The sequence below is a fragment of the Archangium minus genome, assembly GCF_044360475.1.
Taxonomy (GTDB): domain Bacteria; phylum Myxococcota; class Myxococcia; order Myxococcales; family Myxococcaceae; genus Archangium; species Archangium minus.
This window is the reverse complement of record NZ_CP043494.1, coordinates 5041117-5058402: the sequence shown is the minus strand read 5'-3', so window position 1 is coordinate 5058402 and position 17286 is coordinate 5041117. Positions and strand designations below refer to the sequence as shown.

At 68.7% G+C, this 17286-nt stretch carries 14 protein-coding genes and 1 pseudogene; 4 read left to right on the top strand and 11 right to left on the bottom strand.

The genetic code is table 11. The features are described 5' to 3' along the window. The first annotated feature begins 79 nt into the window (after nucleotides 1-79). The gene (locus F0U60_RS20975; RefSeq protein ID WP_395822611.1) at nucleotides 80-1276 is read left to right on the top strand and encodes a cytochrome P450; all 1197 of its coding nucleotides are present in this window, start codon (nucleotides 80-82) and stop codon (nucleotides 1274-1276) included. Here F0U60_RS20975 and ybeY read toward each other — a convergent pair whose 3' ends face one another. The 5 genes from ybeY to F0U60_RS20950 form a co-directional block, all read right to left on the bottom strand. After that, on the bottom strand, nucleotides 1277-2122 hold the full coding sequence (gene ybeY, locus F0U60_RS20970) for an rRNA maturation RNase YbeY (RefSeq protein WP_395825344.1): 846 nt from the start codon (nucleotides 2120-2122) through the stop codon (nucleotides 1277-1279). Nucleotides 2123-2150: 28 nt separating this feature from the next. Continuing rightward, a complete protein-coding gene (locus F0U60_RS20965; RefSeq protein ID WP_395822609.1) occupies nucleotides 2151-4634 on the bottom strand; it encodes an HD family phosphohydrolase in 2484 nt (827 codons plus the stop codon). Between the two features lie 108 nt (nucleotides 4635-4742). Then, a complete protein-coding gene (locus F0U60_RS20960; RefSeq protein ID WP_395825341.1) occupies nucleotides 4743-5840 on the bottom strand; it encodes a PhoH family protein in 1098 nt (365 codons plus the stop codon). Between the two features lie 96 nt (nucleotides 5841-5936). After that, nucleotides 5937-7118: a DUF4388 domain-containing protein gene (locus F0U60_RS20955; RefSeq protein WP_395822607.1), complete on the bottom strand. Its 1182-nt coding sequence runs from the start codon at nucleotides 7116-7118 to the stop codon at nucleotides 5937-5939. Between the two features lie 12 nt (nucleotides 7119-7130). After that, the gene (locus tag F0U60_RS20950) at nucleotides 7131-9374 is read right to left on the bottom strand and encodes a tetratricopeptide repeat protein (protein WP_395822605.1); all 2244 of its coding nucleotides are present in this window, start codon (nucleotides 9372-9374) and stop codon (nucleotides 7131-7133) included. 108 nt (nucleotides 9375-9482) lie between these two features. Between F0U60_RS20950 and mazG the strand changes: the two genes are divergently transcribed. After that, a complete protein-coding gene (gene mazG / locus F0U60_RS20945) occupies nucleotides 9483-10661 on the top strand; it encodes a nucleoside triphosphate pyrophosphohydrolase (RefSeq protein ID WP_395822603.1) in 1179 nt (392 codons plus the stop codon). A 113-nt stretch (nucleotides 10662-10774) separates the two neighbouring features. Continuing rightward, on the top strand, nucleotides 10775-11050 hold the full coding sequence (gene rpsT, locus F0U60_RS20940; RefSeq protein WP_395822601.1) for a 30S ribosomal protein S20: 276 nt from the start codon (nucleotides 10775-10777) through the stop codon (nucleotides 11048-11050). Between the two features lie 12 nt (nucleotides 11051-11062). Here the strand turns inward: rpsT and lptE are convergent, their stop codons facing one another. The 4 genes from lptE to F0U60_RS20920 form a co-directional block, all read right to left on the bottom strand. Next, nucleotides 11063-11605, bottom strand: a complete 543-nt coding sequence (lptE, locus tag F0U60_RS20935) for an LPS assembly lipoprotein LptE (protein ID WP_395822599.1) — start codon at nucleotides 11603-11605, stop codon at nucleotides 11063-11065. 31 nt (nucleotides 11606-11636) lie between these two features. Beyond that, nucleotides 11637-12200: a hypothetical protein gene (locus F0U60_RS20930; protein ID WP_395822597.1), complete on the bottom strand. Its 564-nt coding sequence runs from the start codon at nucleotides 12198-12200 to the stop codon at nucleotides 11637-11639. 33 nt (nucleotides 12201-12233) lie between these two features. Then, the gene (gene leuS, locus F0U60_RS20925; protein ID WP_395822595.1) at nucleotides 12234-14732 is read right to left on the bottom strand and encodes a leucine--tRNA ligase; all 2499 of its coding nucleotides are present in this window, start codon (nucleotides 14730-14732) and stop codon (nucleotides 12234-12236) included. Between the two features lie 141 nt (nucleotides 14733-14873). Then, nucleotides 14874-15257, bottom strand: a complete 384-nt coding sequence (locus F0U60_RS20920) for a response regulator (protein WP_395822593.1) — start codon at nucleotides 15255-15257, stop codon at nucleotides 14874-14876. 198 nt (nucleotides 15258-15455) lie between these two features. Here F0U60_RS20920 and F0U60_RS20915 point away from each other — a divergent pair. Beyond that, nucleotides 15456-16232: pseudogene (locus tag F0U60_RS20915) on the top strand (Fpg/Nei family DNA glycosylase); the annotation flags it as partial. Nucleotides 16233-16245: 13 nt separating this feature from the next. On the opposite strand, the gene F0U60_RS20910 reads toward F0U60_RS20915, so the two are convergent. Both F0U60_RS20910 and F0U60_RS20905 read right to left on the bottom strand, forming a co-directional pair. Next, a complete protein-coding gene (locus F0U60_RS20910) occupies nucleotides 16246-16713 on the bottom strand; it encodes a GNAT family N-acetyltransferase (RefSeq protein ID WP_395822591.1) in 468 nt (155 codons plus the stop codon). Continuing rightward, nucleotides 16710-17189, bottom strand: a complete 480-nt coding sequence (locus F0U60_RS20905) for a cupin domain-containing protein (protein ID WP_395822589.1) — start codon at nucleotides 17187-17189, stop codon at nucleotides 16710-16712. Before F0U60_RS20905 ends, F0U60_RS20910 begins: the two co-directional genes overlap by 4 nt. Nucleotides 17190-17286: the final 97 nt, after the last annotated feature.

Genomic DNA, 17286 nt, shown 5'->3' with positions numbered 1-17286 from the left:
GGTCTCGGGCACCCCGTGACAGCCCTTCGTACACTCTCGTCGTATATTGCCGCCCACCCAATCAGGAGACCCCCACCCCATGAGCAGCCGCGTCAACATCCTCGCGCCCGATTTCCGCGCGGACCCCTACCCCGTCTACGCCCGGCTTCGCCGAGAAGCCCCCGTGAGCCTGGTGGATCCCGTAGGGATGTGGGCCATCAGCCGCTACGAGGACGCACTCTACGTGATGAAGAATCCGCAGCTGTTCTCGTCGCGTGGAATCATGGCGGCCACGGAGCCACCCTGGCTGGGGCGGACCAACCCGGTGTCCGACTCGCTCATCGCCATTGACCCGCCCCGACACACCCGCCTGCGAGCCCTCGTCAATCGCGCCTTCACGCCCGCGGCCGTGGCGCGCCTGGAGCCGTTCGTTCGCACCGTTGTCGAGGAGCTCGCGTCGAAGGTGGTGAGCGGCAACACCCTCGACTTCGTGGAGACCTTCGCCCTGCCCCTTCCCGCGAACGTCATTGGGGAGCTGCTGGGACTGGATGTCTCGCTGCGAGCGCGCTTCAAGCAGTGGGCGGACATCATCATCACCGCCGCTACGCTTCCTCCGGACGCCGTGGAGCTCCACGACCGGATGCGAAACACCCTGGCGGAGATGGATCGCTACTTCCACGAGGTGGTGGAGAGTCGCCGCCGTCAGCCCGGCGACGACATGGTGAGCGAGCTCCTGCGGGCGCAGGTGGATGGGCAGTCGCTCTCCGAATCGGAGTTGATGGGCTTCTTCTACCTGCTGCTCCTGGCGGGCCTGGAGACGACCGTCCACATGCTCAGCCACTGCGCGATCATGCTCGCCCGGAAGCCGGACGTGCAGGCGCGGCTGCGTGCGGAGCCGGCCCTCATTCCCCGCTTCATCGAGGAGGTGCTGCGCTGCGAGCCGCCCGTGCACTCGACGCTGCGGGTGACCACGAGCGAGGTGGAGTTGTCGGGCGTCAAGCTGCCTCCGGGGACGCCCGTGCTCGTCCTGCTCGCCTCGGCGCAGCGTGATGAGAGCTTCTGCCCCAATGGGGACGAGTTCTCGCTCGAGCGCACCAACCAGGGAAACATGGCCTTCGGCCACGGCATCCACTTCTGCCTGGGCGCGCCCCTGGCGCGGCTGGAGGCCCGGGTGGCGCTGGAGGTCCTGCTGTCACGCAGCTCCGGCATCTTCCTGCGCCAGGAGCAGATCCAGTGGAACCTCGCGCCCACCGCGCGTGGGCCGGTGGTGCTCCCCATGGAGTGGAAGCCGCGCTGATCAGGTCATGAGCTTGCGGGCTCTGGGGGCCACGGCATCGCCCACCATCCCGCTCTCGCCCAGGAGTCGCTCCTCGGCACGCGCCATCTTCTGCGCGTCCTTGGGGCGCTCGTGGTCGTACCCGAGCAGGTGCAGCAGCCCGTGCGCCAGGTAGCGCGCCACCTCTGACTCCAGCGTGCGCTCGTACTCCTTGGCCTGGAGCTTCGCCGTGTCCAGGGAGATGACCACGTCCCCGAGCTGCCTCGGCCCGGGCGTGCCCTTGGGCAGGTCCCCCGCCGGAAAGCTCAGCACGTCCGTGGCCTTGTCCTTCTTCCGCCACGTGCGGTTGAGCCGGCGGATGGCATGGTCTCCCACCAGGGAGATGGACAGCTCGCACCCGGTGAGCTCCAGCTTGCGCAGGAATGTCTCCGCCAGCTCCGTCACCTGCTTGGAAAAGCGCTTGCCCTGCGGATGCGCCACCTGCACCGTCACCCGGTTGTCCGCGGGCGCCTTCGTCTCCTCCTCGATGTGCGCCAGCTCCACCCGGAAGGCCGGCGCGCAGACCGAGTAGTAGTCACACGCGCCCTGCCCGTCGTTGCGGTACACCACCCGGCGGCTCCTCGGCACCAGCCCCAGCTCCCCTTCGCTGATCAGCTGGCGCCGCCCCTCCACCACCAGCGTCAGCTCGCCCTTGAGGACGATGACCACCTCATCGAACTGGGCCGTCCGCGCCGGCGCGGACCAGCCCGGTGGCGCCAACATCCGCGCCACCGACAAGGAGTCGGTGCCCGTTGTCGCCGCGCCCACGAACTCCTCAATGCGCTTCCCATCCTCGCGGGGGATGATCTTCCCCTTGCGCAGCTTCACCACGTTCGGCCTCCTCCGGCCGCGCGCCTCAGGTGCCTGTCCCCGCCGGCCGCGCCTTGCCGTCCTGCTTCGTCCCCGCCGCCACCGTCAACGCCGGCCCCTTCGGGCCCGCCTGCAGCGCTCCCGCCGGGTACTCGGGACGCGCATGGTAGATGCCCTCCAGCGTGTGCAGGAAGGACTGCGCGATGAGATTCAGGTCCCTGAGCGTCAGGTCACACTCGTCCAGCTGCCCCTCGGAGAAGATGAGGTTGATCATCTTCTGCACCTGGGCCTGCAGCCGGGGCGTCGTGGGCTCGGGCAGGGCCCGCGTCGAGGCCTCCACCGCGTCGGCGATCATCACCAGCGCCGCCTCGCGGAACTGCGGCTTGGGACCCGGGTAGCGGTAGATGCTCTCGTCGATGGGCTGGGCGCCCTCCTTGCCCTCCTGATCCTTGACGGCCTTGTGGAAGAAGTAGCCCACCAGGCGCGTGCCATGGTGCTGAGGAATGGCATCCGCCACCAGCTTGGGCAGCCGGTACTGGCGCGCCATCTCCAGCCCCTCGGTGACGTGGCGCTTGATGATGACAGCGCTCATCGCCGGGGCGAGACCGTCGTGCTTGTTCTCGCCCTTCTGGTTCTCGCCGAAGTAGAGCGGATTCCGGCCCTTGCCGATGTCGTGGTAGTACGCACACGAGCGCGCCAGCAGCGGATTGGCGCCAATGGCCTCCGCCGCGTTCTCCACCAGCGTCCCGATGATGATGGAGTGGTGGTAGGTGCCCGGGGCCTGGACGATGAGCTCCTTGAGCGCCGGGTGGTTGAGGTTGGCCAGCTCCAGCAGCTTCAGGTCCGACGCGTAGCCGAAGACGGACTCGATGAGCGGCGTGAGCGCCATCACCATCACCGGCACCGCCAGCGAGGTACCCGCGAAGGCGAACAGGGCCGTGACAAGCGTGTCGCTGGTGAGCCCCTTGCCCTCCGCGAGGAAGAGACAGAGCACTGCCAACAGGTTGACCGCACCGGTGGCCAGGCCCGCCCGGAAGATGCCCACGCGATCCTTGGCTCGGGTGATGCGGTCGGCCGCCACCAGCGCCCCCACCAGGGCGTAAATGCCGAAGGACAGCGAGTTGCCCAACATCACCCCGCAGAGGCACGCCAGCACCACCGCGAAGAAGAGCGCGAGATCCTCCGACAGGACGAAGCGCACCAGCATCGCGCCGGCCGCCACCGGGAACGCGTAGTAGAAGGCCTCCAGCGGCAACACCGTGTACCGGTCCTGCACCGCGTCCGCGATGGACACCCACAGCTGCAGCAGCCCCAGCATCATCACGAGCAGCAGGCCCAGCAGCAGCCCGTCCTTCCGCGTGGGACGGAAGCGCCGGAAGGCCGCCCGGCAGAAGACGTACGTGGCCGAGATGAGCAGCACCACCAGCCCCGTGCCACCCACCTGCAGCTGCACCAGATCCAACCGGTCCGTCTGGGCGCGCATGCCTCGGATGGTCACCAGGTGCGACTCGTTGACCAGCTCGCCATCCCCGATGACCCGCTGACCCTTCTTGATGGAGATGACGGCGTCCTTCACCGCCATCGCCGCCTGGCGCCGCCGCGCGTCCGTCTCCGCCAGGTTGATGGTGAGGTTGGGCCGCACCAGTCGCTTGGACAGCCGCAGCACCGCCCGCCGCTGCACACCCGGCGCGTCCGGCAGCAGGTTGCCCGGAATGGAGGCGAAGCGATCCAGCTCCGTGTGCGCCTCGCGCACGTCCACCACCGTGGGCGCCGTGCCGGGCAGCGTCTGCTCACCGCTGTGTCGCAAGTCCCGCACGGTGATGCCCTGTGGACCCTCCCGAGACAGCTCCTCGCGCGAGTTCGCGATGTAGACCGGCGCGGGCTCGGAGAAGCCGTACGCTCGCTCCACCAGCGCCAGCGTGGCCGCCTCCACCGCCTCGGAGAAGCGCGCCGTGTACAACGCCTGGAAGTCCTCGGAATCGAGCGCCGCGTCCCTGCGCCCGAACAGGAGCACCTGGAAGTCCTCCCGCAGCGCTTCCAGCTCGCGGCGCTGGCGCTCGCGCTCCTCCTGCGGCGTCGGCTTGCGCGCCTTGGCCCCATCCACCGCCGCGGGCGCCTCGTCCGAGGCCTTCGCCGTCAGACGCTGACGCATCTCCGCGAACGCCCCGCTCACCCCGGCGCGGATCTCCGACACCACGCCCGGGCTCAGGTCGTACACCGGCCGCACCGCGCCGCGCGCCTCCAGGCGCCGCTGCTCGGTCATCGACTGGTGGACGATGTCGTAGTCCCGCCCAGCCTTGAAGCCTGCCGGAGAGCTCGCCCGGAAGGGCTTGCCCAGGTTTTCCTCAGAGAGGGCGGGGATCTGCTGGCTGTAGAGACCCGGGGAAATGACGAAGCCAGACGCCACCGAAACGGCTAGCAGCAACACCAAGCTCGTCAGGCGCCGGCCCCAACGGGGGCCGAGCCGGAAGCGGTGAGCTAGCGCGTCCAGCGGACTGGGTCCGGGGGGCGACGATTCCGGTTCGGCCATGGGATCGAGCAACCTATGAGAGACGCGGCGGATTCTTCAAGCAAAGTGGGCGGCGGGAAAGGAATCCGCCGCCCACGCCTGCTTGCCCATCCACCGGGCCTGCAGAAATCAAGGGGTTGAGGTGTCGGATTCCGGCGCTACCGCCGACTCCGGGGCCACGGCTGCCTCGGCTTCCTTGCCGAGCGCCTTGGCCGCCTCCTTGGCCGCCTGCTGGGCCGCATCGTAGCGATCGTAGGCGCGGATCACCTCCTGCACCAGCGGGTGACGGACCACGTCCACCTCCGTGAACTCGGAGATGCAGATGCCCTCCACGTTCTTGAGGATGGAGCGCGCGTGGTGCAGACCGCTCGTCTTCCCCGTCGGCAGGTCCACCTGCGTGACGTCACCGGTGATGACCGCCTTGCTGTTGTAGCCCAGACGGGTGAGGAACATCTTCATCTGCTCGACGGTGGTGTTCTGCGCCTCGTCGAGGATGACGAAGGAGTCATTGAGCGTACGACCACGCATGAAGGCCAGCGGGGCCACCTCCACCACACCCTGCTCGATGAGGTGCAGGGCTCGCTCGACGGCCATCATGTCGTGAAGCGCGTCGTAGAGCGGGCGCAGGTAGGGGTTGACCTTCTCGGCCAGGTCGCCCGGGAGGAAGCCCAGCTTCTCGCCGGCCTCCACCGCGGGACGCGCCAGGACGATGCGCTTGACCTTGCGCTCCTGCAGGGCCGCCACCGCCATGGCCATGGCCAGGTACGTCTTGCCCGTACCGGCGGGGCCAATGCCGAAGACGATGTCGTGGGCGCGGATGGCGTCCACGTAGCGCTTCTGCGCGATGCTCTTGGGGGAGATCTGCTTGTTGCCCGAGCTCTTGAGCACGGGCCCCAGCATGACGTCCTGGAGGGACTCGGCACCGCCGCGGCCGAGCACCTTGATGGCCTGCTCGACGTCCTCGCGGTAGACGGGACGCCCCGCCCGGATGATGCCCTCGAGGTTCTCCACCAGACGCACCGTGAAGGCCACGGCATCGGCGGGTCCCGACAGATGAAGCTCGGTCCCTCGCTGTCCCACCCGGACACCCAGGCGGCGCTCCATGAGCTTCAGGTTTTCATTCTGGTTGCCACACAGGGCCAGGGTGGTCGCGTTATCGCGAACATCCACCTTGGCGGAGGTGGGGCTGACTGCTGCTTGGGCCTCTACAGTGGCGGGGTTTCGCAATGCGTCCAATCCCTCGGGGCTGGTTTCCGACAATTCGTCCTCACTTCAAGCTAACGCCCTCCCACTTACGGCGAAAGGCGGAAGCGACCAACCTGCCTAGCGCAGGGGAGATAGGAGGATGAACTGCCGATCTGACGTCCGGCGATAGTAGTAATCGTCTCGCCAGGGGTAGCGCAGGTCCTCCCTCTGTAGGAGACCCACCTCCACCAGCGCCTCCAGCCGCTCGGGTAGAGCCCCCTTTTCCAGTCGAAACACTTCCAGTGCGGCTTCGATTCGGGCTTGTTGAGCGCGCGCGAGAAGACGCTGGGCCGCTGGGTCCGCGAACGAGGAAGCCGAGTCGTCGCCCAAGTCCCAGGTATCCGGCCGCAGGCGCGAGCCCACGAAGCCGAGTGCGGCCAGCACCATGACGGTGACGACGGCGCGGGCCACCATGCCGCCCACTCGGACGATCAGGCCCGCTCCACCCGCGGAAGCAGCCCGGCCCGAGACCTGATGGGCACGGATGTAGTCGAGGTTGAGGAGGTTGACGAGCGCCTTGCAGGTCTCGAACTCGCCCAGGCAGCTGAGGTCCACCAGCTTACGCACGTCACGGCCGGGGCCGATGAGCTCATAGACGCGGCGCTCGGCGCTGCCGATGGACTTGAACTCGCCCTTGTTCTCGTCCTTCTTCTCCTCGGAGAAGGCGTCGTCGAAGGCGGCGTCGAAGTCGTCCTCCTTCGGCTGGGATTTGGAGGCGGGCAGCTCCTTGATCCGCTCGAAGGTCATCGCCTCGTGAGGGAGCTTCTTGCGGACGTGGGGCCACTCGTCCACCATCCGGAAGCCTTCCATCAGCACGCTCTCGGCGCGCAGCGGCGTGATGGACTCGCTGTCCGACTGGACGTCCTCCTGCTTGAACTCGTAGGTGCCCGCCTTCCAGGAGAAGAGCCCGTAGAGGGTCTCCGTCACCTGGAGCTGCATCATCTGCTTGAGCTTCTGAGCAGAGATGGCCCCCGTGGAGGTGAGCACGTCACCGAGCCGCTTGAGGGTGCGCTTCTGCGTCTCCAGCGCGTTCTCGAGCTGTTGCTCGGTGATGAGCTCGGCCCGCACCAGCATGTTGCCGATGAGGTCCTTCTTCTTCCGAGTGATGCTCTCGGCACGGACGATGTTGCCGTCCCGGAAGAAGACCTGGACATCCTGATCCTTGCTCTTGAGGTACAGCACACCGGTCTTCTGCTGCTGCCCGATGAGCTGCAGGATGTCCGCGATGCCGAAGTCCTTGAGCGTTCCCGTAAGGGCCATCGTCGTCCCGGCCTACTCGTTCTGGCGGCGGTACAGCCCGCGCAACGTCAAAAGGTGGAGGGGAATGAGGAGGAGCAGCAGCGGGGCCAGCTTGAGGTACAGCGGCACCTCCCCATAGGGCGCGCGCAGCACCCCGGAGCGCAGCAGCACGCCAGCCACCGCGAAAAGGAAGAGGAAGGCGTAGATGGCGCCGCGCACCGGGAGCCCCTGGAACACGTGGCCCGCGCCAGACACCAGCGCGCCGAAGACATAAGACACGCCGCTCTCCCACCTGCGGTTGCGCTCGATTTCAATCTGCTTGCGGGCTCGGACGCGCGCCTCCACCGCGCCCTTGCGCGAGAAGACGTTGACGCACTGGGCGCACATCTTGCTGGCCACGCCCAGCTCCTTGTCGCACCGCCGGCACACCGGACGGCCGCACTTCTCACACTCGCGCGAGGCCTTGAGCGACCTGCCCGCGAAGCCGAGCGCGAAGACGAACAGCGAGCCCAGCACCGGCAGGCCCCAGGCGGTCAGTCCCGAGCCGCCCCCGAGCAACCGACGCGACAGCTGGCCCTCGACCCGCTCCGCGGCCTCCTGCTCGGCCTTCCGAGTCTCCTCGGTCACCGGGATGTCTGCCTCGGCGAGCGGAGGGCTGATCAGCAGCCGGTTCATCAGCAGGCGATCCTCCGGCGGGCGCTGCCACATCAGCAGGCTCGGATCCACACGCTGTGCGGCGCTGAGCGCATCGCGTGCCTTCTGGTTCTCGGAGCCAATCTCCGAGTCCGGCGCCACGGCGGCGCGGCGACGGTACACCTCGGCCAGGTTGAAGGCGGGAGCGGCCAGTCCCGGGTCCGCCGCCGAGGCCTCGGTGTAGACGCGCGCCGCCCCGTCCATGTCACCCGTGGCCAGCATCGCGTTGGCGAGGTTGGTCATCAGCCCCGCGTGACCGGAGCGCAGGGCCGCCGCCGCCTTGTAATGGGCGATGGCCTCCTCCATCTGACCGCGGCGGGCCTCGAAGCGCCCGAGCGCGTACAGCTCCGCGAAGTTGGCCTGTTTCTTCTCGTGCCGTGCACGCACCCGATCCGCCACCGGCTCCGCGGCGAGCCCACCCCGCTCCAGCACGTAGACGTCCTCGGCCACCGTCCCGGCGAAGATCGACGACTGGGCGATCTTCCCGGCAGCGACTGGCACGAACGCCGCCGCCACCAGCAGCACCACCGCCACGGCCCGCTCCGCCATGGTGAGGTACACGGATACGGACGCCAGCAGGATGAGCAACACGGGCACCATGCCCAGCCGCAGCGCCAGCGGCGTGCCGATCAGCAGCAGCACCGCCAGGGCCGCCGACTGCCACCGGGCCGCCGCGCGGGGGAAGAGGTGATGGAAGTCGTGGAAGAAGAAGCGCGCCCACCGCAGGAAGAGCACGCCCACCACCACCGTCACCGTGGCCAGCAGCGCCACCAGGAGCACCGCCCCGAGGTCCGCCAGCGCCGGGCGCCGGTAGCGGGGATCCTTCAGCAGCACGGAGATCGCAGCCTTGATCTCCTGGGAGTACGCGCCCACGTCGCCGGGTGACCGACGGGCGTAGGCCTCGGCGAGCGCGAGCCGTGCATAGGGCAGGTTCGGCGAGAGCGACACCGCGTGCTCCACCAGTTGCAACGCGCCGGCCGAGTCGTTGGCCTTGCGCCGCCCCTCAGCCGCCCGGATGAAGCCGATGCTGAGCGCCTCCATATCCAGGGCCGCCACGTCATCCTTGAGCGACACCAGCTCCTGCTGAGCCTTGCGGGCCGCCTCCATGTCCAGTGCGGCCACCGCCTTCTGCCACTTGTCCCAGGCGGCCTGCAGATCCGCGTCGGTGATGCGCGGGGTGAGGATGGGCGGCGGAGGAGGCCGCACCACGGGAGGCGGGGGAGGAGGCTGCGGGCGAACCTGAACCTCGACGGCGGCGGGCGTCTCCGGCTGAGCCTCGGGCTGCGCGGCCTCCTCCTCGTCCGCATCGCCTCGCGACTTCCCCTTGCGCTTCTTGCCACGACCGGCACGCGACGAGTCGTCCTCCTCCTCGTAGGCGGAGTCGTCCGTCATCTCCTCCGCCGGATCAACCGCCATCTCCTCCGGCTCCAACATCGAAGGATCCTGGAATCCGGAGCGCTGTGCCGCGGATGCAGGTGGCGGTGTCTGGCGCTTGGACTTCTGGGCATGCGCCTGACGCACGGGCATCCACAGCGTGAGGCACAGCAGCAGCGGCAGGAAGCGCAACAGGGGGAGGCGCGACATTCAGGGTCCCGATGATAGGCGACGGGCAACCCACACGGAAGTTGTCACGTCCCTCCAGTGGTTTCCCCATGTTACAGAAGCCCGCTTGCTCGGTGAGGAGGAGAAACCATGAGTGCAGCAGGGGAGCAATTGGACAGGCTGATGGGAATCATGGCCCGCCTCCGCTCGGAGGACGGCTGCCCGTGGGACAGGGAGCAGGATCTGCGCTCGCTGCGGCCCTACCTCGTCGAGGAAGCCTTCGAGGTGCTCGATGAGATGGATCGGGTGGCCGAGGGCGGCCCTTGGCGCCCGCTGGGCGAGGAGTTGGGGGATCTGCTCTTTCAGATCGTCTTCCACGCCCGACTGGCGGAGGAGCTGGGGGAGTTCTCCATGGCGGACGTGGCCCGGGCGATCAGCGACAAGCTCACCAGCCGCCACCCCCACGTCTTCGGCGAGAAGCAGGCGGACGGAACCCCCCAGCCGCTGGCCAACTGGGCGAAGCTGAAGGCGGAGGAGCGCAAGAAGAAGACGGGCCACGAGGGCTCGGTGCTCGATGGCGTGCCCACGGGTGCCCCGGCCCTGCTGCGCGCCGAGCGCCTTACAGAAAAGGCCAGCCGCATCGGGTTTGACTGGCCCAGCATCCAGGAGGTGCGCGCCAAGCTGTACGAGGAGCTCGGCGAGCTGGACGAGGCCATCGCCTCGGGGAACCGGGATGAGCTGGAGCACGAGCTGGGCGACGTCCTCTTCTCCCTGGCCAACCTCGCGCGCTTCACCCAGACGCCCGCAGAGGACGCGCTGCGAATGGCCATCCGCCGCTTCACCACGCGCTTCCAGCACATCGAGTCCGCCCTGCGCGCCGAGGGTGTCCCCCTGGGCGAGGCCACGCTCGAGCACATGGAGCGCCATTGGCAGGCGGCCAAGGTGGTGGAGAAATCCCTACCGCCCCCTACCCGCGTCCCCCGAGCCCCACTGGTGGCGCTGCGCCTGCCCGTGGTGGACCTCGCCGCTCAGAGGGCCTTCTGGGACAGGACCGCCCCACTCCTCGGTTGGAGCCCCGAGCGGGGGGGCGCCGAGGAGGCGAGCTACAGCGACGGCATGTACCAGCTCGTCTTCACCCGGGGCTCCAGTGCCCCCTCCCCTGCCACCTTCACCTTCGGGGCGCCTTCCGTGGCGGCGGTGGAGCGGCTGCGCACCGTCCTGGAGAGCAGCTCACCCGGAAGCGTGCTGGAGGGATCCGGCGGCTCCAGCCGGTTCTCCTTCCAGGATCCCGCCGGCCTCCGTTGGGAATATGCCTTCGGAGGCGACTGATTGATGCATCTCGGGCGTCCAGATCGTGGCACGGATCACGCAAGCCTTGACGCTCGGTAGACGCCGAAGTAGGTACGGCGCCTCTTTTCCACAGAAGTAAGCTGGAGATCACCTTGGCCAACACCAAGTCTGCAGAGAAGCGTAACCGCCAGGCCCAGAAGCGCCGCGCGCGCAACGTCAACGTCCGCACCACCGTGAAGGACGCCGTCAAGAACCTGCGCGACACCCTCACCACCAAGGACGCGGCGAAGAGCGGCGATGCCCTCAAGGCCGCCACCCGCACCATCAACAAGGCCGCGTCCAAGGGCGTCATCCACAAGCGCGCCGCCTCGCGCCGCATCTCCCGGCTCGCCAAGGCCGCCAACCGCGCCAAGGCCGCCGCGAAGTAGTCCTCGCGACGCCTACCAGCTGGTGGCCAACCGTTCGTAGCCCTCGCGCATCAGCGTCTCCGAGAGACGATGGAGTGCGGCCTGACGGTTGGCCTCGACCTCGAGGACATCACCGGACACGTTCGTCGTGCCCGGCAGGAAGTCCTCGGAGCCGGAGACCGTCGTCTCCGACAGGATTCGTCCGTCCCTTCTCAGCCGCAGCACCACCGTCGCGGAAGTACGGTAGCTGGCGAGCCGCGGGACGGAGCTCTGGGCGTTGGGCTGAAAGAAGGGCTCGGCGTTGTTGATGGGCCCACTGCTCACCCCAGCCACCACGCCCTCCACGGAGGCCTCACAGGCCCCGCCGCCGCTGAGCACCCCGGCGCGCAGCAACTCCTGACGGAAGTTCTGGGTGAAGAGCAGCTCCAGGGCGGGCTCGGCCGTGTCGTTGCGGAAGACGGGCGCGCACACTGAACGCACCCCCTCGGGCAACCCCGCGCCCTGAGGCGCGAAGCGGTAGCCGCACCCGAGACCCGACAACAAGAGGACCCACCCCACCACGCGCATCCGGGACATGGCGCCCACAGTAGCGGCGCGAGCCCGGCGGTCAAGCGCGAGGGGCACTCCCCTCCGAGGGGGGCTCACGCACCTCGATGCCACGTGCGCGAACCACGTCCGTGAGCGTGCGCCAGGCAGTCCGTACCCGCAGCTCCATGGGGGAGCCCCTCAGCACGGGCCCCAGATCCCAGCGCGTCTCCCCCTGGCCCGAATCCAGGACGAGCGTGTAGCGCCGCACCAAGAGCGCGAGGACCACGCCCACCAGCGCCAGCAGCCCGAGCAGCACCCGCGCCGGCGCCACCGGAACGAAGGGCAGCACCCCGAGCGCCCCCACCGTGAGGGCCAGGGCCTCGTAGCGCGGCCGGTGCACCAGGGAGAGCCGACGCAGGCCCGGCAACTCGAAGAGGAAGGGCGTGGCGGAGGCGCCCGGACGGAAGGAGAGCCGGTTGCCCTCACCCACGAGGACACGCCCGCCCGCGAGCTCCGCCGAGAGGAAGGGGCCCGCCACCGGAGAGCCCGTCCTCAAAGGCAGAGGCGCATCCGGCAGCACGGCACCACACGCGGCGCAGCGGCCCGCCCCCGCCCGCTGAGGACGGCCACACCGCGAGCACATGACAAGAACCTCGGTCGGCACCGGGCCCCCGTCTCAGCCAACGACGAAGTTCACCAGCCGCTTGGGCACGAAGACGAACTTGCGCAGCGTCTTGCCCGCCATGGCCGCCTTCACCCGCTCGTCTCCCTCGGCGACGGCCCTCACGTCCGCCTCGGCCGCGTCCGCCGGCACGCGGATCTCCGCGCGCAGCTTGCCGTTCACCTGCACCGCGTACGGAATCACGTCGTCCACCACCAGCGCCGGGTCGAACTCCGGCCAGCCCTGCGTGACGACGAAGTCCTTGGCACCGTAGGCCTCGGCGATCTCGTCGGACAGGTGCGGGGCGAACGGCGTCAGCACCACCGTCAGCATCCGCACGGCCTCGGCCATGGCGGCCTTCTCCGCGGGCGTCTCCGGAGTGCCCAGCGCGTACAGCGCGTTCACGTACTCCATGGCACCGGCGATCGCGGTGTTGAAGGACAGGCGCTCAATGGCCTCCCCTACCCGCTTCAGGCACTTGTGCGCCGCGCGGCGGATCTCCAGCGCCTTGCCCTCGAAGGCCCCATCGTGCGTGGCCCCCGCCACTCCCTGGTGCTGGACGGCCAGCGTCCACACCCGCTTCAGGAAGCGGAAGGCGCCCTCCACCTGATCATCGGACCAGTCGAAGTCTCGCTCGGGGGGACCGGCGAACATCACGTAGGTGCGCGCGGTGTCCGCGCCGTACTTCGCCACGATGGAGGACGGCGCCACCACGTTGCCCCAGCGCTTGGACATCTTCCGCCCGTCCGGGCCGTTGACGATGCCCTGCGTCACCAGGCGCGTGACAGGCTCGTCCACCGGGCTCAGCCCCAGCAGCTTCATCACGCGGGTCCAGAACCGGAAGTACAGCAGGTGCATCACCGCGTGCTCGGGGCCACCCACGTACACGTCCACCGACAGCCAGCGCTGGGCCTCCTTCGCATCGAAGGGCGCCTTGTCGAACTGCGGCGACAGGTAGCGCGCGAAGTACCAGCAGGAGTCGACGAACGTGTCCATCGTCTCCGCCTCGCGCCGCGCCGGGCCCGAGCACTTGGGACAGGTGGTCTCGACCCACGAGGGCACCTTGGCCAGGGGCGGCTCGCCCTTGCCCGTCAGCACCGCCTGGGTGTCGATCTGCGGCAGCACCACCGGCAGCTGCTCCAACGGCACGGGCTGGCCCCGGCGCTCGGGGTCGCACTTGTCGCAGTAGACAATGGGGATGGGCGTGCCCCAGTAGCGCTGGCGGCTGAAGCCCCAGTCCTTCTGGCGGTACGTCACCTTGGGCTCGCCGCGGCCCTCGGACCGCAGCCGCTCGCCGATCTTCTTGCGTGCCTCGGCCGAGGACATGCCCGTGTACTCCCCCGAGTCCACCAGCACGCCATCCTCGGTATGGGCCGCCTCCAACGCGTCGCCCGGGGGCAACTTGTCCCCCGAGGCCGGCTGCACCACCACCTTCACGGGCAGGCCGTACTTACGCGCGAACTCGAAGTCGCGCTCGTCGTGCGCCGGCACGCTCATCACGGCGCCCGTGCCGTAGTCGGACAGCACGAAGTTGGCAAGCCAGATAGGCACCGGCTGGCCAGTGAGAGGGTTGATGGCGTGGGCCCCCGTGAAGACGCCCTCCTTCGTCACGCCCTCAGCGGTACGGTCCGTCTTGGAGATGGAGGCCATCTTCTTCACGAAGGCGTCCACCTCGGCGCGCTGCGCGGGCGTGGTCACCTGCGCCACCAGCTTGTGGTCCGGCGCCAGCACCACGTAGGTGCAGCCATAAAGGGTGTCGGCGCGCGTGGTGAAGACGCGGATGCGTGCGTCACTGCCCTGGATGGAGAAGTCCGCCTCCACACCCTCGGAGCGGCCGATCCAGTTGCGCTGCATCGAGGTGATGCGCTCAGGCCACTCCTTCAGCTCGTCCAGACCGTCCAGCAGCTCCTGCGAGTACTTCGTGATGCGGAAGGCCCACTCGGGCTGCTCCTTGTCCACCACCGGGGACTCGCACCGCTCGCACACGCCCTCCTTCACCTGCTCGTTGGCGATGACGGTGAGGCAGCCCGTACACCAGTTCACCTTGCTGAAGCGGCGATAGACCAGCCCACGCTCCAGCATCTGGATGAAGAACCACTGGTTCCAGCGGTAGTACTCGGGCTTGCTGGTGTTGACCTCGCGGGTCCAGTCATAGCTGTAGCCCAGCGAGCGGATCTCCTTCTTGAAGGAGTCGATGTTCTCCTGAGTGCGCACCGCGGGATGCACGCCGTCCTTGATGGCCGCGTTCTCCGCCGGCAGGCCGAAGGCGTCCCAGCCCATCGGGTGCAGCACGTCATAGCCCCGCATCAGGAAGAAGCGCGCGTAGACGTCTCCGATGAGGTAGTTGCGCACGTGCCCCATGTGCATCTTCCCGCTGGGGTACGGCAGCATCTCGAGGATGTACTTCTTCGGGGCTCCCGGACGCTTTCCCGCCCGGAACACGCCGGCCTCTTCCCAACGGGTCTGCCACTTCTGCTCAATTTCCTGCGGCTCGTAACGCTCGTTCATAGCCATGACGGGGTGCGTCTTAGTGGGGCGCACGTCTCCAAGCAACAACTGACGCACCCCTCCGTGTCCCTGTGACGCCTGGATGCCCGGGCGCATGGGGCGGAGGTCGGCTCCAAGGAAGGCAGGGGCTCGCCCGGAGGGCCGCCGCTACTCCAGGCGCAGCAGGCCCTTCACCGTGTCCTGAACCACCTTGGACTGGACGGGCTTCACCAGGTAGGCGCTGGCACCCAGCGCCATGGCTCGCTCACGGTCCTCAACGGCGGACTCGGTGGTGATGACCACGATGGGAACGGTGCGGTACGCGTCCGTCTGCCGGATGTGACGGATGAGCTTGAGCCCGTCCATCAACGGCATGTTGATGTCGGTGAGGACGAGATCGTAGCGGCCCAGGGTGAGCTTCTTGAGGCCCTCGGCACCGTCCTGCGCCTCGTCGGTGTGGAGCCACGAGCCCAGCCGTTGCAGCGCGTACATGAGGCTCCGCCTCATCGCCTGCGAGTCATCCACCACCAGGGCCCGGATCTGCTGCGTCATGACTCCGAAGATAACACTGCCGGGTATCGGACCGGGGAGCGGAGTTCAGGCCCAGCGCTCATCCGGAGCGACTTCTCGCCACCCGAGACGCCGCCGCTGCCCCGGGATGAACGCTCCTCGGGCCCCCAGCCCATCGACCGGGCGGCCCGGCGCGTCATCCTACGAGACAGGTCATCCCCTCCACGTTACCTCTGGGGAATGCCTGAAGGGAACATCATCCACCGGATCGCTCGGATCCACCGCCGCTGGCTCGTGGGGCGCCACTTCACCGCCGACTCGCCGCAAGGGCGCTTCTCCTCGGAGGCCCAGCGCCTCTCGGGACGGGCACTCGTGAGCGTGGACGCGCATGGCAAGCACCTCTTCCACCACTTCGAGGGCGGGGTGCGGCTGCACATCCACCTCGGACTCTTTGGCCACATACGACACTTCCGCGCCGGAGCCCCTCCACCCTCCCCCGCGTGCAGGCTGCGGCTCGCCTCGCCCCATGCGACGTTCCACCTCGCCGGGCCCCAGGCTTGTGAGCTGCTGAGCCCTGAGGCCGAGGCCACCCTCCGCGCCCGGCTCGGGGAGGATCCCCTGCGCCCGGAGGCCTCACCCGCACGCGCCTTCGAGGCCCTCCGACGAGGCCGCGTGCCCCTCGCGACCGCGCTGTTGGATCAGGAGCGCATCGCCGGCGTGGGCAACATCCTGCGAGCCGAGGCCCTCTTCCTCGCGCGCCTCCCCCCGCTGCTGCCCGCCTCGGAGCTGCGCCCGGCGGACTTCGAGCGCCTGTGGGAGGCCCTCCGCCTGCTCTTCGAGGACGCAGCCCGGGATGGGCGCATCGTCACGCCCCATGCGCCTCCGGCCCCCTGCAACGTCCCCGGCAAGCGTCGCGAGGATCGGTTCAGCGTCTACGACCGCGCGGGACAGCCGTGCCCCCGGTGCGCCACGCCCATCTCACGTCTGGCGCTGGCCGGCCGGGGGTTGTTCTTCTGCGCGAGCTGCCAGGCTACAGGCCCAGGCGATAGACCGGTTCGCCGTCCACGTGCCGCTCCGCCTGGACGAACCCGCTCTTCTCGTAGAGCCGCCGCGCCGGCTGGTTCTCCCGGTGGACGGACAGCTGGAGACTCCGGCACGCGGGGAACTGGGCCTTCAGCAGCTCCACGAGCGCCTGGAGCGCGGCCGCGCCATACCCACGCCGCTGGTACCGGCGATCGATGAAGAAGTGTTGGAGCCAGTAGTCCTCCGTGCTCCCGGGCTCGTAGGTGAGGTTGAAGAACCCGACCATGACCAGGCCGTCGTAGATGGCATGGGGGAGCACCGGCCAACCTCGCGGCTGGATGTAGGCCTTGGCCAGCGCGATCGCCACGGGCGGCACCACCTCGGCGACGAAGTGCTGCTGCCCGGGCTCCACGGAGAGCTCGAGCGCCTCGCGCCAGTTCACCCGGGTGACGGGCTGCAGCGTGACGCACATCATTCAGCGCGGGACAGCAGACGGAACAACCTCGCGTGCTCGGGATGGCGGGCCACCAGCTCCTCGCTCCGAGGCATCTCCCAGTCCGCGAAGTCGAAGCCCGGGCTCACCGTGCAGCCGCACAGCGTGTAGTCACCGCGCGGCAGCGCCGCCTGGAGCACCCCCGCCGGCACGAGCACCTGCGGCCGCTCCCCCTTCGCGACATCCCGACCCAGCGTCACTGTCTCCATGCGGCCCTGGCGCTCGTCGAGCAGGTACATCGTCAGCACTTGCCCGTCGTAGAAGTGCCACATCTCGTCCGAGGCCACCCGGTGCCAGGCCGCGAAGGTGCCTCGAGGCAGCAGGTAGTAGATGGCCGTCCCCACCGAGCGCGTTCCTCGCGGCGTCTCCACCGTCACCGGCGAACGCCACATCTCCCGGAAGAAGCCCCCCTCGGGGTGGGGAGCCAGTCCCAATGTCCTCACCAGCTCATCGACCATGGAGTGAGTGTAGGACGCCCGGGACGGCCATGCTCGCCTGAAGGCCAAGAGAACGACCATGGGGTGACGAAACACGAGCACGAAGTGGCGCCCGCTC

Excerpts from the sequence above, each read along its gene's own strand:
- leuS (WP_395822595.1), bottom strand. The coding sequence starts at position 14,732 with ATGGCTATGAACGAGCGTTACGAGCCGCAGGAAATTGAGCAGAAGTGG.
- F0U60_RS20950 (WP_395822605.1), bottom strand. The coding sequence starts at position 9,374 with ATGTCGCGCCTCCCCCTGTTGCGCTTCCTGCCGCTGCTGCTGTGCCTC.
- F0U60_RS20920 (WP_395822593.1), bottom strand. The coding sequence starts at position 15,257 with ATGACGCAGCAGATCCGGGCCCTGGTGGTGGATGACTCGCAGGCGATG.
- F0U60_RS20965 (WP_395822609.1), bottom strand. The coding sequence starts at position 4,634 with ATGGCCGAACCGGAATCGTCGCCCCCCGGACCCAGTCCGCTGGACGCG.
- F0U60_RS20955 (WP_395822607.1), bottom strand. The coding sequence starts at position 7,118 with ATGGCCCTTACGGGAACGCTCAAGGACTTCGGCATCGCGGACATCCTG.
- mazG (WP_395822603.1), top strand. The coding sequence starts at position 9,483 with ATGAGTGCAGCAGGGGAGCAATTGGACAGGCTGATGGGAATCATGGCC.
- F0U60_RS20905 (WP_395822589.1), bottom strand. The coding sequence starts at position 17,189 with ATGGTCGATGAGCTGGTGAGGACATTGGGACTGGCTCCCCACCCCGAG.
- F0U60_RS20975 (WP_395822611.1), top strand. The coding sequence starts at position 80 with ATGAGCAGCCGCGTCAACATCCTCGCGCCCGATTTCCGCGCGGACCCC.
- lptE (WP_395822599.1), bottom strand. The coding sequence starts at position 11,605 with ATGTCCCGGATGCGCGTGGTGGGGTGGGTCCTCTTGTTGTCGGGTCTC.
- F0U60_RS20910 (WP_395822591.1), bottom strand. The coding sequence starts at position 16,713 with ATGATGTGCGTCACGCTGCAGCCCGTCACCCGGGTGAACTGGCGCGAG.
- F0U60_RS20930 (WP_395822597.1), bottom strand. The coding sequence starts at position 12,200 with ATGTGCTCGCGGTGTGGCCGTCCTCAGCGGGCGGGGGCGGGCCGCTGC.